The organism is Streptomyces sp. NPDC085900, from assembly GCF_044540925.1.
Classification (GTDB): Bacteria; Actinomycetota; Actinomycetes; order Streptomycetales; family Streptomycetaceae; genus Streptomyces; species Streptomyces gilvifuscus.
Window position 1 is genome coordinate 132,165 of the sequence record NZ_JBITSP010000007.1, and the last position, 14,248, is coordinate 146,412.

General features: G+C 69.4%; 12 protein-coding genes. 7 read left to right on the top strand and 5 right to left on the bottom strand.

What is annotated here, in order from left to right:
• Positions 1 to 4: 4 nt before the first annotated feature.
• Positions 5 to 907 carry a UTP--glucose-1-phosphate uridylyltransferase GalU gene (galU, locus tag ACIGDI_RS24600; RefSeq protein WP_399900319.1) on the bottom strand — a complete coding sequence of 301 codons (903 nt, stop codon included), beginning with the start codon at positions 905 to 907 and terminating at the stop codon, positions 5 to 7.
• 134 nt (positions 908 to 1,041) lie between these two features.
• On the opposite strand from galU, the gene ACIGDI_RS24605 reads away from it, so the two are divergent.
• Positions 1,042 to 1,626, top strand: coding sequence for a 5-formyltetrahydrofolate cyclo-ligase (locus ACIGDI_RS24605; RefSeq protein ID WP_399900322.1), 585 nt, complete (start codon positions 1,042 to 1,044; stop codon positions 1,624 to 1,626).
• A 212-nt stretch (positions 1,627 to 1,838) separates the two neighbouring features.
• On the opposite strand, the gene ACIGDI_RS24610 is transcribed toward ACIGDI_RS24605, so the two are convergent.
• Entirely contained in the window at positions 1,839 to 4,598 is a 2,760-nt protein-coding gene (locus tag ACIGDI_RS24610; protein ID WP_399900325.1) for a penicillin acylase family protein, read from the bottom strand.
• 229 nt (positions 4,599 to 4,827) lie between these two features.
• On the opposite strand from ACIGDI_RS24610, the gene ACIGDI_RS24615 reads away from it, so the two are divergent.
• The 6 genes from ACIGDI_RS24615 to mscL all read left to right on the top strand — a co-directional run bounded on the left by ACIGDI_RS24615 (position 4,828) and on the right by mscL (position 10,683).
• The gene (locus tag ACIGDI_RS24615) at positions 4,828 to 6,363 is read left to right on the top strand and encodes a potassium/proton antiporter (protein ID WP_399901165.1); all 1,536 of its coding nucleotides are present in this window, start codon (positions 4,828 to 4,830) and stop codon (positions 6,361 to 6,363) included.
• A gap of 371 nt (positions 6,364 to 6,734) precedes the next feature.
• On the top strand, positions 6,735 to 8,027 hold the full coding sequence (locus ACIGDI_RS24620) for an MFS transporter (RefSeq protein WP_399900328.1): 1,293 nt from the start codon (positions 6,735 to 6,737) through the stop codon (positions 8,025 to 8,027).
• A 67-nt stretch (positions 8,028 to 8,094) separates the two neighbouring features.
• Complete coding sequence (locus ACIGDI_RS24625; protein WP_200703602.1) at positions 8,095 to 8,397, top strand: FmdB family zinc ribbon protein; 303 nt, start codon at positions 8,095 to 8,097, stop codon at positions 8,395 to 8,397.
• 98 nt (positions 8,398 to 8,495) lie between these two features.
• Positions 8,496 to 9,329 (top strand): S-methyl-5'-thioadenosine phosphorylase, encoded by an 834-nt coding sequence (locus ACIGDI_RS24630; RefSeq protein WP_399900331.1) that lies wholly within the window; start codon positions 8,496 to 8,498, stop codon positions 9,327 to 9,329.
• Positions 9,330 to 9,519: 190 nt separating this feature from the next.
• Positions 9,520 to 10,065 (top strand): hypothetical protein, encoded by a 546-nt coding sequence (locus ACIGDI_RS24635; RefSeq protein WP_399900334.1) that lies wholly within the window; start codon positions 9,520 to 9,522, stop codon positions 10,063 to 10,065.
• A 138-nt stretch (positions 10,066 to 10,203) separates the two neighbouring features.
• Positions 10,204 to 10,683, top strand: coding sequence for a large conductance mechanosensitive channel protein MscL (gene mscL, locus ACIGDI_RS24640; RefSeq protein WP_399900337.1), 480 nt, complete (start codon positions 10,204 to 10,206; stop codon positions 10,681 to 10,683).
• Positions 10,684 to 10,726: 43 nt separating this feature from the next.
• On the opposite strand, the gene ACIGDI_RS24645 is transcribed toward mscL, so the two are convergent.
• From ACIGDI_RS24645 to pflB, 3 genes are read right to left on the bottom strand one after another with little or no spacing between them, the layout of a single operon-like run.
• Entirely contained in the window at positions 10,727 to 10,909 is a 183-nt protein-coding gene (locus ACIGDI_RS24645; RefSeq protein ID WP_399900339.1) for a hypothetical protein, read from the bottom strand.
• Positions 10,910 to 10,952: 43 nt separating this feature from the next.
• Positions 10,953 to 11,780: a pyruvate formate-lyase-activating protein gene (pflA, locus tag ACIGDI_RS24650; RefSeq protein WP_399900341.1), complete on the bottom strand. Its 828-nt coding sequence runs from the start codon at positions 11,778 to 11,780 to the stop codon at positions 10,953 to 10,955.
• A 12-nt stretch (positions 11,781 to 11,792) separates the two neighbouring features.
• Positions 11,793 to 14,090 (bottom strand): formate C-acetyltransferase, encoded by a 2,298-nt coding sequence (gene pflB, locus ACIGDI_RS24655; RefSeq protein WP_390629077.1) that lies wholly within the window; start codon positions 14,088 to 14,090, stop codon positions 11,793 to 11,795.
• Positions 14,091 to 14,248 lie beyond the last annotated feature (158 nt).

Below are 14,248 nucleotides of genomic sequence, written 5' to 3' on the forward strand. Positions count from 1 at the left end.
ATCCCTACATCTCCTCGGCTACGTAACTGCGAAGCCAGGTCCGGAAGTCCGGGCCCAGGTCTTCACGTTCGCACGCGAGTCTGACAATGGCACGCAGGTAGTCGCCACGGTCCCCGGTGTCATAGCGGCGGCCCTTGAAGACCACGCCGTGCACCGGGCCGCCGACCTTCTCGTCCTGCGCGAGCTGCTGCAGGGCGTCGGTGAGCTGGATCTCGCCGCCCCGGCCCGGCTCGGTCTTGCGCAGTATGTCGAAGATGTGCGGGTCGAGGACGTAGCGGCCGATGACCGCGTAGCTCGAGGGGGCGTCGGAGGCGTCGGGCTTCTCGACCATGCCCGTCACCCGGACGACGTCGCTGTCCTCGGTGGCCTCGACGGCCGCGCACCCGTAGAGATGGATCTGCTCCGGGGCGACCTCCATGAGCGCGATGACGCTGCCGCCGCACTGCTCCTGGACCTCGACCATGCGCGCGAGAAGCGGGTCGCGCGGGTCGATCAGGTCGTCGCCGAGCAGGACGGCGAAGGGCTCGTGCCCGACGTGCGGGGCGGCGCACAGCACCGCGTGACCCAGGCCCCTGGGGTCGCCCTGGCGCACGTAGTGCATGGTGGCGAGGTCGCTGGACTCCTGGACCTTGGCAAGCCGTTCGTCGTCGCCCTTCTTCTCCAGGGCGGACTCGAGTTCGTAGTTGCGGTCGAAGTGGTCCTCGAGTGGGCGCTTGTTGCGACCTGTGATCATGAGGACGTCGTCGAGGCCGGCGGACACGGCCTCCTCGACCACGTACTGGATCGCCGGCTTGTCGACGACCGGCAGCATCTCCTTGGGAGTGGCCTTGGTGGCCGGCAGGAACCGGGTGCCGAGACCTGCTGCGGGGATGACAGCCTTGCTGATCCTGGGTTGCGCCTGAGTCATGTCCGCAACCCTATCCGGTGCCTTGGGCGGGAATCTGAGGCTCCGGTTAATTGGCTCTCATATGAGCGCATTAGGAGGGATACGCGGTGCCAGACGCAGGTCACGACGGACGTACGGCCGAGCCTGACAAGCGAATGTTGCGGCGAGAGCTCCTCGCGGTGAGAAACAGGTTGACGGCGGATGACGTGCAAGAAGCCGCGGAGGCGCTGGCCGGGCGCGCTCTCGAACTGCCCGAACTGGCGCAGGCGCGCACCGTGGCGGCGTACGTCTCGGTCGGAAGCGAACCGGGCACCCTCGCGCTGCTGGACGCGCTGCGCGCGCGGGGCGTGCGGGTCCTGCTCCCGGCACTCCTGCCCGACAACGACCTGGACTGGGCCGCGTACACCGGCGAGCACTCCCTCGCACGCGTCCAACACAGCGGGAAGATGGCGCTGTTCGAGCCGTCCGGAGAGCGTCTCGGGCCGGACGCCGTGACCGGGGCGGACGTCGTGCTGCTGCCGGGGCTCGCGGTCGACGCGGGCGGTATGAGACTGGGGCGCGGCGGAGGATCGTACGACCGCGTGCTCGCCCGTCTGGAGCGCGCGGGCGCCCGCCCTGCGCTCGTGGTTCTGCTGTACGACTCGGAGGTCGTCGAGCGCGTGCCGGAGGAGGCGCACGACCGGCCTGTGCACGCGGTCGTGACGCCGTCGGGCGTGCGCCGCTTCCGTAGCGGCGCGTGAACTTCCAGGAGGCGCGCGGCGATCTCCACGCGCCCCGCTTCCTGGGCCTCACGCCCCACGCGCCCACACCCCGCGCGCCCCAGGCCTCGCGAACCCCGCGCACACCCCCTGCCCACGCGCGGAAACACCCCACCCTCTCCCACGCGCGGAAAAGGGGCCTCTCACGCGCCGTGAAGGGCCCCTGTTCCGTTCCGCGGTCTACCGCCGGCGGCTCACGGCTTCAGCACCAGCGTGTCCCTGGTGTTGTCGTCGACCGCCTTCTGCGAGAAGTCCCAGTCGAGGAGTTCGCCCTTGGCCCACTTGCCGGTCTGGTCGGTGTAGTGGGCGCTGAAGGCGTGGCCTGAGGCGCCGGTGAGGTTGATCCACTTCGATTTGTCGAGGTCGCCGAGGTTGACCACCATGCGCATCGACGGCACCCAGACGACGCCGTAGCCGCCCGCGGCGTTCCAGCCGCTGGCGTTGACCGTCGCCTCGCCGCCGCTGAGCTTCCAGGGGCCGCGGTTGAGCATGTACCGCAGGAAACCGGGACCCTCGGTGCCGAGCGTCTGGTTCTTCAGGAACAGGCGGTGCAGCCGGCCCCAGCTCCAGGAGTCGATGTCCTTGCCGAGCTTGGCGGTCAGCTCCCAGCGGGCGTCGATCATCGCGCGCTTGAACAGGTCGTCGCGGTTGTCGCTCGCCCCCGGCCGGGTCAGCGACTTGGGGGTGGACCACCAGTCGCTCTTGGGGTCGTTCATGAGGTTGCGCACGACCTCGAACCAGCGGTCGCCGCCGTCCGGCTGCGCCTGGTCGGTGTCGCGCTCGCCGCATTCGCGGACCTTGTTCGTCTCGTCCGCGGGCCCGGTGGTGTTGACGGGGTCGACCCACAGGCACTGGCCCTTGACGCGCAGTTCCTTGGGCAGCTTGTTGCCGAAGGCGAGCTTGAGGATGTTGCGCCAGACCGCGTTGAAGTAGGCGGCCGCCGCGGAGTCGGCGTCCTGGGTGTAGTCCCAGCCCTCGAGGAGCTCCTGCGCCTCGCGGACGTTCTTGTCCCCGATGTCGATCTTCAGCAGCTTGGGCACGAGCAGCTTGGCGATCTCGCTGCTGTTGTCGAGCTGCATCTGCCGCATGTCGTCGGTGGAGACCTTGCCGCCACCCTTGATCTTCGACTCGATCAGGTCGCTGATGCGCTGGCTGCGGGTGCCGTAACCCCAGTCGGTGGTGAGCGTGTAGGGGTACTTGTCCTTGTCGATCACGGCCTGGTTGGCGGTGACGATGTAGCCGCGCTTCGGATTGAACTCGTAGGGCAGGGCGTCCTTCGGGATGTACCCGGTCCACTTGTAGGCGGAGTCCCAGCCCGGCATGGGGATGGAGCCGTCGTCCTTCTTCGCGCGCGTGGGGATCTTTCCGGGCAGCGTGTAGCCGATGTTGGTCTTGTCGGCGTAGACGAGGTTCTGCGACGGCACGTCGAACAGGGAGGCGGCGGAACGGAAGTCGCTCCAGTTCGACGCCTTGTCCATGGCGAAGACGGCGTCCATGGAGGTGCCGGGGTCGAGTGCCGTCCAGCGCAGGGCGATGCCGTAGCCGTCGCCGCGGTCGGGGGCGGCGGTGTCGACGGAGGCCTTCTTGCCGACCTTCACGAGTTCGTCGTCCCGGTCGGACAGCAGAGGCATGCCGTCGGAGGTCTCACGGACGATGATCTTCTTCGACGCGCCCCCGGCGACCTTGATGGTCTCCTCGCGGGTCTTGAAGGGCTTGACGGTGCCGTTGTAGAGGTACCCGTCGCCGCTGATCTTCTCCAGGTACAGGTCGGTGACGTCGACACCGGAGTTGGTCATGCCCCAGGCGATGTTCTGGTTGTGGCCGATGACCACGCCGGGCATGCCGGCGAAGGTGTAACCGGTGACGTCGTACTGGCACTTGCTGGAGACCGTGCGGCAGTGCAGGCCCATCTGGTACCAGACGGACGGCAGCGAGGCCGACAGGTGCGGGTCGTTGGCGAGGAGGGGGTGACCGGTGATGGTGTGGCTACCGGAGACGACCCAGGAGTTGGAGCCGATGCCCTGGCCGTTCACGCCGACGGCCGTGGGAACGTTGTCCAGGACCTTGTAGAGGCCCGAAAGCTGGCTCTGCAGGGCCGAGGACGCCGACGTCGACGACGTGCCCGTAGAACCGCTTGTGGAGGTTCCGCCCGTGGAGGTGGAGCCGTTCTGCTCGAACGTCTTGGTGAACGAGTTGTACTGGCCCTCCTGCACGATCGCCTTGTTGCGGCTGTACGGGTAGTCCGGGTACAGATCGGCGATCTGCTTGGGGCCGAGGCGGCTGGTCATCAGGGCGCGGTCGATCTCGTCCTGCATGTTGCCGCGCAGGTCCCAGGCCATCGCCTTCAGCCACGCGATCGAGTCGACCGGGGTCCACTTCGCGGGCCTGTAGTCGTTGGTGAAGCCCAGGGCGGCGTACTCCAGGGAGATGTCCTTGCCGTTTTTGCCCTGCAGGTAGGCGTTGACTCCCTTGGAGTACGCCTGGAGGTACTTCTTGGACGAGGCCGACAGCTTGGTGTCGTACTCCTCCTTGGCGACGCGGTCCCAGCCCAGGGTGCGCAGGAACTCGTCGTTCTTGACCTGGCCCTTGCCGAACATCTCCGACAGGCGCCCGGAGGTCATGTGACGGCGTACGTCCATCTCGTAGAACCGGTCCTGCGCCTGGACGTAGCCCTGCGCCATGAACAGGTCCTCGTCGGAGGAGGCGTAGACCTGCGGGATGCCGTAGCCGTCGCGCTTGACGTCGACGGGCCCTGACAGACCGTCGAGCGTGAGCGACCCCTTCGTCTGCGGGAAGGACGCGCGCACCGTACTGATGGACCAGTACGCCCCGTAGGCGATGCCTCCGATGATGGCCAGGACCAGTACCAGCACGACGAGTCGGGCTTTTCGCCCCTTCTTCCTGCCGGACTTGCCAGGCTTGTCACCCGTTGTGGCGGTGGTGTTGGGGGGCATCGCTGTCCTTGCTGTCCTAACGCGAGCGGCAGGCGGTCCTGGAGTGCTGGAGCAACCATAGGCGCAGGGCCCTGTGCCCCTTGACGCGGAGTCGGGAACGAGAGCCGGCCGGTGTTCGATCTTGCCTCGGCGAGCGTCAAGAAATCGTCAAGAGTTAGGTAAGGTAACGAAGTACTTGGATGCGGAGTTCCACGACTTCGTGTCCTATGTACGTGAGCTCCCGCGCGGGATGCGTGTGAGCCGGGGAAGGGAACGGCCGCTGACTGTCCACCACCTCAACCAGCTTCTGCTCGTCTGCTCGCTCGTCCTGCTCGTCGCTGTGGCAGCGGTTCGGATCTCCTCGCGCAGCGGGCTCCCCAGCCTGCTCGTTTACCTGGGCATCGGGGTCCTGATGGGCCAGGACGGCATCGGCGACATCCACTTCGACAACACCGAGCTGACCCAGGTCATCGGGTACGCCGCCCTGGTGGTGATCCTGGCCGAGGGCGGTCTCGGCACGACGTGGAAGGAGGTCAGGCCGGCCCTGCCGTCCGCCTCCGCGCTGGCGCTGGTGGGTGTCGGGGTGAGCGTCGGGGTCACGGCGTCGGCGGCGCACTACCTGATCGGGCTGGAGTGGCGGCAGGCGCTCATCGTCGGGGCGGTCGTCTCCTCGACGGACGCGGCGGCGGTCTTCTCGGTGCTGCGGAAGATACCCCTCCCCGCGCGCGTGACGGGCACTCTGGAAGCCGAGTCCGGCTTCAACGACGCCCCGGTGGTCATCCTGGTGGTGGCCTTCTCCACGGCGGGACCCGTGGAGCACTGGTACGTGCTGGTGGGCGAGATAGCCCTCGAGCTGGCCATCGGCGCGGCCATCGGGCTCGCGGTGGGCTGGCTCGGCGCCTGGGGCCTGCGGCACGTGGCCCTGCCCGCCTCCGGCCTGTATCCGATCGCCGTCATGGCGATCGCCGTCACGGCGTACGCGGGCGGCGCGCTGGCGCACGGCAGCGGCTTCCTGGGCGTCTACCTCGCCTCGATGGTCATGGGCAACGCCAAGCTGCCGCACTGGCCCGCCACGCGCGGTTTCGCCGACGGGCTCGGCTGGATCGCCCAGATCGGCATGTTCGTCCTGCTCGGCCTCCTGGTCACGCCGCACGAACTCGGCGACGACGTGGTGCCCGCGCTCGTCATCGGCCTGGTGCTCACCATGGTCGCGCGCCCCCTGAGCGTGGTGTTGTGCCTCACGCCGTTCCGGGTGCCTTGGCAGGAGCAGGCCCTGATGTCCTGGGCCGGCCTGCGCGGCGCGGTGCCCATCATCCTCGCGACGATCCCGATGGTGGAGGGCGTCGACGCCAGCCGCCGCATCTTCAACATCGTCTTCGTGCTGGTCGTCGTCTACACCCTGATCCAGGGCCCGACGCTGCCCTGGCTCGCCCGCCAGCTGCACCTGGGCGGCAGCGGCGAGGCCGCCGACCTGGGCATCGAGTCCGCCCCCCTGGAGCGGCTGCGCGGGCACCTGCTGTCCGTCGCCATCCCCGAGGGCTCGAAGATGCACGGCGTCGAGGTCAACGAGCTGCGCCTGCCCGCCGGCGCCGCCGTCACCCTCGTCGTCCGTGACGGAAAATCGTTTGTTCCCCTGCCGACGACGGTGCTGCGCACGGGCGACGAGCTCCTCGTCGTCGCCACGGATCCTGTCCGGGACGCCGCGGAGAAGCGCCTGCGCGCCGTCGGACACGGGGGCAAGCTGGCCGGGTGGCTGGGCGCGAACGGGACGGGCGCGGGGCGCTGAATGCGGGGCGCTGAGTTCCGGGCGGCGGGTGCCGGGCGCGGGGCGCCGGGCGCCCGGCCCGGGGGCGCGCGCGGCGCGCGATGCGGCTCGTGCGACGTTAAGGGCGTGTTTCGTGCGGTTCACACCCCCGCCAATCACAGGTGAACCCGGCCGATGGTGCTCGCTTTCACAGGCGCACCGCTGGTTGACCCTTGTAGGATGAAGGCACACCTAGATCGAACCAACTCTGCCTGACGCAGAGCTGGCGCGACCGTATGGCGGTCGGGCTCCCTTTTCACTGCGGGCACCGGCATCTACCGCAGTCCGCGCAAGAGGACAGCTCTCGGCGCCCCCGCACGGGCGCGCTACCAGGCGGCAGAAAGGCACGGGCCGTGGCGTCCACGGTCACCACCGAGCCGTCGAAGGACTCGTCGGCTCCCTCCCGCCCCGGATACGGGCAGCTACTGCGCACCCGAGGCGCCTGGACGTTCCTGCTCCCCGGCTTCGCGGCGCGTCAGCCGTTCGCGATGCTCACCATCTCCATCGTGCTGCTCGTGCAGCACACCACCGGCTCGTACGGCGCGGCGGGCGCTGCCGCGGCCGTCACCGGTGTCTCCATGGCGCTGTTCGCGCCCTACAGCGGCCGGCTCGCGGACCGCTACGGGCAGCGCGCCGTGCTGGTGCCCGGTGTGCTGCTGCACACGCTGTCGGGCCTGACCCTGACGGCGCTCGCGCTGGCCCACGCGCCGCTGTGGGCGCTGTTCGCGGCGGCCGTGCCCACGGGCGCCTCGGTGCCGCAGGTCGGGCCCATGGTGCGCGCCCGCTGGGGGGTGAAGCTTCAGGGCACGCCCCTGATGACGACCGCGGCAGCGTTCGAGTCCGTCACGGACGAGCTGACCTTCGTCTTCGGCCCGCTGCTGGCCACGGCCCTGTGCACCACCGTCACCCCGGCCGCGGGCCTGGTCACGGAAGCGGCGCTCACTCTGCTGGGCGGTCTGCTGTTCGCGGCGCAGAAGGGCAGCCAGCCCGCCGTCACCGGCGCCGGGCACGCGCGCGTGGAGCACGCTTCCGCGCTGCGCATCCCCGGCGTGCGCGTCCTGATCGCTGTCTTCCTCGGCATCGGTTCCGTCTTCGGCGGCATGCAGGTGTCGCTGGCCGCCTTCAGCGAGTCGATCGGCGAGCCCGGGCTGAACGGCGTCCTCTACGGCGTCTTCGCCGCTGGCAACATGCTCTCCGGCGTCGTGTGCGGCGCGGTCGCCTGGAAGGTGGCCCCGCAGCGGCGCCTCGTCGTCGGGTACGGCGCGCTCGCGCTGACGGCCTCCGGCCTGTGGGCCGCGCACTCGGTGCTCGTGCTGGCCGGTCTGGGTCTGCTCGTCGGCATGTGCATCGCGCCCGCGTTGATCACCGGTTACACGCTGGTCGAGGGCCTGGTCCCGGCCGGGGCCCGCACCGAGGCGTTCACCTGGCTGACCGGCGCGGTCGCGCTCGGCCAGGCGGCGGCCGTGACCATCGCAGGTCAGCTGGAGGACCGGTTCTGGGGTGGCGCCGGTTTCCTGGTGCCGATGGCCGGTACGGTCCTCGCCCTGGCGACCCTGGTGGCCCTGCGTTCTCGGCTGGCCGCACGGCCCCGGAGCCGGACCGTGGCACGTGGCGTCGGTCACCGCATGCCGATGACGGTGGACTGATCCTCAGGAATACGTCACTATGGACCATCGTTAGCACTCATTGAGTGAGAGTGCCAGGAGGAAGACAGTGCCCACCTACCAGTACCAGTGCACCGAGTGCGGCGAGGGCCTCGAGGCGGTGCAGAAGTTCACCGATGACGCCCTTACCGAGTGCCCCAACTGCGGTGGCCGCCTGAAGAAGGTGTTCTCCGCGGTCGGCATTGTCTTCAAGGGCTCGGGCTTCTACCGCAACGACAGCCGCGGCTCCTCGTCGAGCAGCTCGCCGGCGTCGTCCAAGCCGTCGACGTCCACCTCTACCCCGTCTTCGTCGTCCTCGGACTCGAAGTCCTCGGGCACGAGCACCTCCTCGAGCAACAGCTCCGCGGCCTAGGACACGCTCACAGGACCCTGCCGTCTCACGACGGCGGGGTCGTCGGCGTTTCCGGAGCCCCTCTCCGCGCGAGGCCGTCGCCGGATACTGTGCTGACCATGGCGAACGCAGAGATCGGTGTAATCGGCGGCTCGGGCTTCTACTCGTTCCTCGAGGACGTGACCGAGGTCCAGGTGGACACCCCGTACGGGCCCCCCAGCGACTCCCTCTTCCTCGGCGAGGTCGCCGGACGACGGGTCGCCTTCCTGCCCCGCCACGGCCGCGGTCACCACTTGCCTCCGCACCGGATCAACTACCGGGCCAACCTGTGGGCCCTGCGGTCGGTCGGTGCCCGCCAAATCCTGGGCCCGTGCGCGGTGGGCGGCCTGCGCGCCGAGTACGGCCCGGGCACGCTGCTCGTGCCGGATCAGCTGGTCGACCGTACGAAGTCCCGGCTGGGTACCTACTTCGACGGGCTGCCGCTGCCCGGCGGCGATGTGCCCAACGTGGTCCACGTCTCCCTGGCCGACCCCTACTGCCCCGTCGGGCGAGCGGCCGCGCTGAAGGCCGCGCGCGGCAGGGACTGGGAGCCGGTGGACGGAGGCACGTTGGTCGTGGTCGAGGGGCCGCGCTTCTCGACCCGTGCCGAATCGTTGTGGCACCAGGCCCAGGGCTGGTCGGTGGTGGGCATGACCGGCCATCCGGAGGCGGCGCTCGCCCGTGAACTGGAGCTCTGCTACACCTCGATGACCTTGGTGACCGACCTCGACGCGGGCGCGGAGACCGGCGAAGGCGTCTCGCACGACGAGGTGTTGCAGGTCTTCGCCGCGAACGTGGACCGGCTGCGGGGCGTGTTGTTCGACGCGGTGGCGGGCCTGCCCGCGAACGAGGACCGCGACTGCCTGTGCACCAAGGCGCTGGGCGGCATGAATCCCGGCTTCGAGCTGCCGTGACGCGGTGGCGGGAAGGGTGCCGGGGAGATTGCGGGGAAAGGCGTCGGCGGCGGCCGAGGCGGCGGAACTTCACGTTCGGGTGAGGGAGTTTTCCACAACCCGTCGGTAGTCCACCGGTCTCGGCGGGCATCGGCGCAAGGCCTCATCGTGGGCCTGCAAGCCGATTCCCCGACGCAGGTGGTGATCCCGCATGTCCCTTCCCCTTCCGGCCCCGTACCCCTCCCCCTCCTCCTCGCGCCCGCCCGGAACCGACGTCCCCGCCACGTGCGAGGTGCCGCACTTCGCTCCGGTGCGAGTGCGGGGCGGGCGGTACCAGTTGCAACGCCTCGTACGGCACCGCAGGCGGGCCGTGGCGGCGGGCCTCGCCGTGACCGCGGCCGCGCTGGTGGCGGCCGGCCCGCGCGCCGGCGAGCACGCGCGCGGGCATCCGGTGGCGGACCCCGTACGGAAGCACCGTGCCGTCGAGGTCGTGGCCGCGCCGGTACGTATCGCCGACGGCGCCACCGTCCGGCTGCTGCGGCCCGGCGACCGGGTGGACGTCATCGCCGCCCGTGAGACGGCCACCGGCGGTGACGCTCGTGTGGTCGCGCGCGGGGCCCGAGTGACCGGGGTTCCGGAGCCGTTGGGCGACGACGCCGGAAACGGGGCGTTGGTCGTGCTCTCGGTTCCCCGGGCGACCGCGGCGCGCCTCGCCGGCGCGGGCGCGACGGCACGCCTGGCGGTGACGCTGTGCTGAGCCGCGTTGTCCGTATCCTGCGGAAATTTCTGTCAAGTCCCTCGTTTCAGCTACCTGATTGGACAGGATGGCCGCGTGTTGACGTAGGTTGCGGAGCTGTTCGTTCTTCAACCTGTGCACGCGAGAAGAGGCCCCGAGTTGAGCGAGAAGAAGGATCCGAGCGTCTGGCAGGGCTTCAAGGCCTTCCTGATGCGCGGAAACGTCGTCGACCTGGCGGTAGCGGTGGTCATCGGCGCCGCCTTCACCAACATCGTCAACTCGCTGGTGAAGGGGATCATCAACCCGGTGGTCGGGGCGATCGGGACGAAGAATCTCGACAACTACACCTCGTGCCTGAAGGACCCGTGCCACTTGAACGCGGACGGCACGGTGAAGAGCGGCATCCCGATCATGTGGGGCTCCGTCCTCGGCGCCACTCTCACCTTCGTGATCACCGCGGCGGTCGTCTACTTCCTGATGGTGTTGCCGATGTCGAAGTACCTGGCGCGGCAGGAGGCCCGCAGGAAGGCCAGGGAGGGCACGCAAGAGGTGATGGAGGTGACCGAGCTGGAGGTGCTCAAGGAGATCCGCGACGCTCTGGTCGCGCAGCAGCGTGGGGCCGGGTCCGGCGGGCGGTAGCGGCGGCGGCCCGCCGGGGCGGGCGGACTGCTGTCCGCGCGGCTCAGAGGTGGTGGGGCGGCTTCTCGTCGAGGAAGCGCTTCAGGTCGGCCGCGCTGTCGTTATCGGCGGCGGGTCGCTCGCCCCAGCCGCGGTCCGTGTCGTCCGAGGACTGCTGGTCCATCGGGTCGTCGAAGATCAACGCGGGCTTGGGGGCGCGCGGCTCGGGGGCGGGGGCGGAGGTCATGCCTCCAGGGTACGGCCCCGGGGACGGGCGCCGTCCGCGCGGTTCAGACGGCGCACAGTCCGTGGGACTCGAAGATGCTCCTGGCCACAGCGGTCTGTTCGGCGGTCGGGGCGGGTGTGTCGTGCAGGACGAAGGGGCGGCCGAGCGCCTGCCACTTGGCCTCGCCGAGCTTGTGGAAGGGCAGGACGTCGACGCGTGTGACGTTGCCGAGCGAGGCGGCGAAGGCCGCGACGCCGTCGATGTTGGCCGGGTCGTCGGTGAGGCCGGGAACGAGCACGAAGCGGACGTGGACCTCCTTGCCGAGGTCCGCCAGACGCCGGGCGAAGACGAGGGTGGGCTGCAGAGGGCGGCCGGTGACCTTGCGGTAGGTGGCGGGGTCCCAGGACTTGATGTCGAGCAGGACCAGGTCGGTGTCCCTCAGCAGGGCGTCGGTGGCGCGGACGCCGAGGAAGCCCGAGGTGTCGAGGGCGGTGTGCAGGCCGAGTTCGTGCTTGAAGCGGTGCAGCAGTTCGCCGGTGAAGACGGGCTGGAGCAGGGGCTCACCCCCGCTGATGGTCGCCCCGCCGCCGGCCGCGGCGATGAACCGCGTGTACTTGCGGGCCTCGGCGACGATCTCGTCGGCCGTGGTGCGCTTGCCGTCGCGCATCCGCCAGGTGTCGGGGTTGTGGCAGTACAGGCAGGTCAGCGGGCAGCCCGACAGGAAGGTGACGAAGCGGGTGCCGGGGCCGTCGACACCGGTCGACAGGTCCCACGAGTGGACCGAGCCGACCACCTGGCGCCGGGTCGCCGCGGCGGCCGGGGTGGCCGCCGCGGGAACGGGCCCGCAGGCCGGCGCCGGCAGAACCGACGCCGTAGGAAGAAGCGGAGTCATCGTCCTTGCTCCTCAGAGCGAGCCGTGGAAGGTGCGGTTGATGACGTCGAGCTGCTGCTCACGGGTGAGGCGGACGAAGTTGACCGCGTAGCCGGAGACCCGGATGGTCAGCTGCGGGTACTTCTCGGGGTGCTCCATCGCGTCCTCCAGGGTTGCCCGGTCAAGGACGTTGACGTTCATGTGGAAGCCGTCGTCGGCCATGAACCCGTCCAGGACGCCGGAGAGGTTGGCGACGCGCTCCTCGGGGGTGCGGCCCAGGGCGTCCGGGGTGATGGTGTTGGTCAGGGAGATGCCGTCCTCCGCGTCGTCGTACGGGAGCTTGGCGACGGAGAGCGCCGAGGCGATGTAGCCGTGCTCGTCCCGCCCGTTCATGGGGTTGGCGCCGGGCGCGAAGGGGGTGCCCGCGCGGCGGCCGTCGGGAGTGTTGCCGGTCTTCTTGCCGTAGACGACGTTCGAGGTGATCGTCAGGACCGACTGGGTGTGCACCGCGTCGCGGTACGTCGGATGACGGCGGACCTTCTCCATGAAGTCGTGGACGATCCAGCGGGCGAGGTCGTCGGCCCGGTCGTCGTTGTTGCCGTACGCCGGGTACTCGCCCTCGATGACGTAGTCGACGGCCAGGCCGGTCTCGTCCCGCACGACCTTCACGCGTGCGTGCTTGATGGCGGACAGCGAGTCGGCCGCGACGGACAGGCCGGCGATGCCGCAGGCCATGGTGCGCAGGATCGCCCGGTCGTGCAGGGCCATTTCGAGGCGCTCGTAGGCGTACTTGTCGTGCATGTAGTGGATGACGTTGAGCGCGTGCACGTACGTCTTGGCGAGCCAGCCGAGCATGGCGTCGTAGCGGGCGAGGACGGTGTCGTAGTCGAGGTACTCGTCGGTGATCGGCTCGAAGCCCTCGACGACCGGCTTGCCGGTCTTCTCGTCGCGGCCGCCGTTGATGGCGTAGAGGAGGGCCTTGGCGACGTTGACGCGGGCGCCGAAGAACTGCATCTGCTTGCCCATGGCCATCGCGGAGACGCAGCAGGCGATGGCGGTGTCGTCGCCGTACTTGGGGCGCATGAGGTCGTCGGACTCGAACTGCAGGGCGCTGGTGTCGATGGCGACCTGGGAGGCGTACTTCTTGAAGGCCTCCGGGAGGCGCGGGGACCAGAAGACGGTGAGGTTGGGCTCGGGGGCCGGGCCGAGGTTGTAGAGCGTGTTGAGGGCGCGGAAGGTGGTGCGGGTGACCAGGGGGCGCCCGTCGGTGCCGATGCCGCCCATGGACCAGGTGACCCAGGTGGGGTCGCCGGAGTAGAGCTCGTTGTAGTCGGGGGTGCGCAGGAAGCGCACGATGCGGAGCTTGATGACGAAGTCGTCGATGATCTCCTGGGCCTCGGACTCGGTGAGCAGGCCGGCCTCGATGTCCCGCTGGAGGTAGATGTCGAGGAAAGCGTCGATGCGGCCGATCGACATGGCAGCGCCGTTCTGTTCCTTGACGGCGGCGAGGTAGGCGAAGTAGAGCCACTGGACGGCCTCGCGGCCGGTGCGGGCGGGGCCGGAGATGTCGTAGCCGTAGGAGAGGGCCATGGCCTTGAGTTCTTCGAGGGCGCGGATCTGCTCGGAGATTTCCTCGCGTTCCTGGATCACCTCCGCACTCGGCCAGAGGACTTCGACTGCGAGTTTGTCCGCTCGCTTCGCGACGATGAGCCGGTCCACGCCGTAGAGGGGGACGCGGCGGTAGTCGCCGATGATGCGGCCGCGGCCGTAGGCGTCGGGCAGGCCGGTGATGATGCCGGACGAGCGGCAGGCGCGGATCTCGGGGGTGTAGGCGTCGAAGACACCGTCGTTGTGGGTCTTGCGGAGCTTGGTGTAGATCTCCCGGACCGCCGCGTCAGGCTCGTACCCGTAGGCCTTCAGGGCGGCCTCGACCATGCGCCAGCCGCCGTTGGGCATGATGGCGCGCTTGAGCGGGGCGTCGGTCTGGAGGCCGACGATCAGGTCGAGGTCGCGGTCGATGTACCCGGGGGCGAAGGCGTCGATGCGCGAGGGCGTCTTGGTGTCGACGTCGTAGATGCCGCGCTCGATCTCGGCCGGGAACATCCCGAGGAGCTGGTTCCAGACCTTGTCGGTGCGCTCGGTGGGTCCGGCGAGGAAGGATCCGTCGCCCTCGTAGGGGGTGTAGTTGTGCTGGACGAAGTCGCGGACGTCGACGGTGTCGCGCCACAGGCCGCCGCGGAAGCCGTTCCAGGCGTCTCCTCGCGGGGACGGTTCGCGCGGCGTCTCCTCGGCAGGGGTGACGGGAGTGGTTTCCGCAGGAGTGGCAGTCATGGCCGAGACCTTCCGCATCGCTTCGTGGGTACGGATCCATTGCACGCCGGGGCGGGCGCCGCAGGGAGTTGCGTTGGTCCCCGATCTCGGTCCAAAGGTCCTATCGATAATCGATCAGAACGGAAGCGGAGGGCGCTGACCTTGCCTTTTCGTCGGGA

Bases quoted from the DNA above. Each gene is read 5' to 3' on its own strand.
- ACIGDI_RS24630 (WP_399900331.1), top strand. From the start codon at position 8,496: ATGGCGAACGCAGAGATCGGTGTAATCGGCGGCTCGGGCTTCTACTCG.
- pflA (WP_399900341.1), bottom strand. From the start codon at position 11,780: ATGACTCCGCTTCTTCCTACGGCGTCGGTTCTGCCGGCGCCGGCCTGC.
- ACIGDI_RS24635 (WP_399900334.1), top strand. From the start codon at position 9,520: ATGTCCCTTCCCCTTCCGGCCCCGTACCCCTCCCCCTCCTCCTCGCGC.
- galU (WP_399900319.1), bottom strand. From the start codon at position 907: ATGACTCAGGCGCAACCCAGGATCAGCAAGGCTGTCATCCCCGCAGCA.
- pflB (WP_390629077.1), bottom strand. From the start codon at position 14,090: ATGACTGCCACTCCTGCGGAAACCACTCCCGTCACCCCTGCCGAGGAG.
- ACIGDI_RS24615 (WP_399901165.1), top strand. From the start codon at position 4,828: ATGCGTGTGAGCCGGGGAAGGGAACGGCCGCTGACTGTCCACCACCTC.
- ACIGDI_RS24610 (WP_399900325.1), bottom strand. From the start codon at position 4,598: ATGCCCCCCAACACCACCGCCACAACGGGTGACAAGCCTGGCAAGTCC.
- ACIGDI_RS24605 (WP_399900322.1), top strand. From the start codon at position 1,042: ATGTTGCGGCGAGAGCTCCTCGCGGTGAGAAACAGGTTGACGGCGGAT.
- ACIGDI_RS24645 (WP_399900339.1), bottom strand. From the start codon at position 10,909: ATGACCTCCGCCCCCGCCCCCGAGCCGCGCGCCCCCAAGCCCGCGTTG.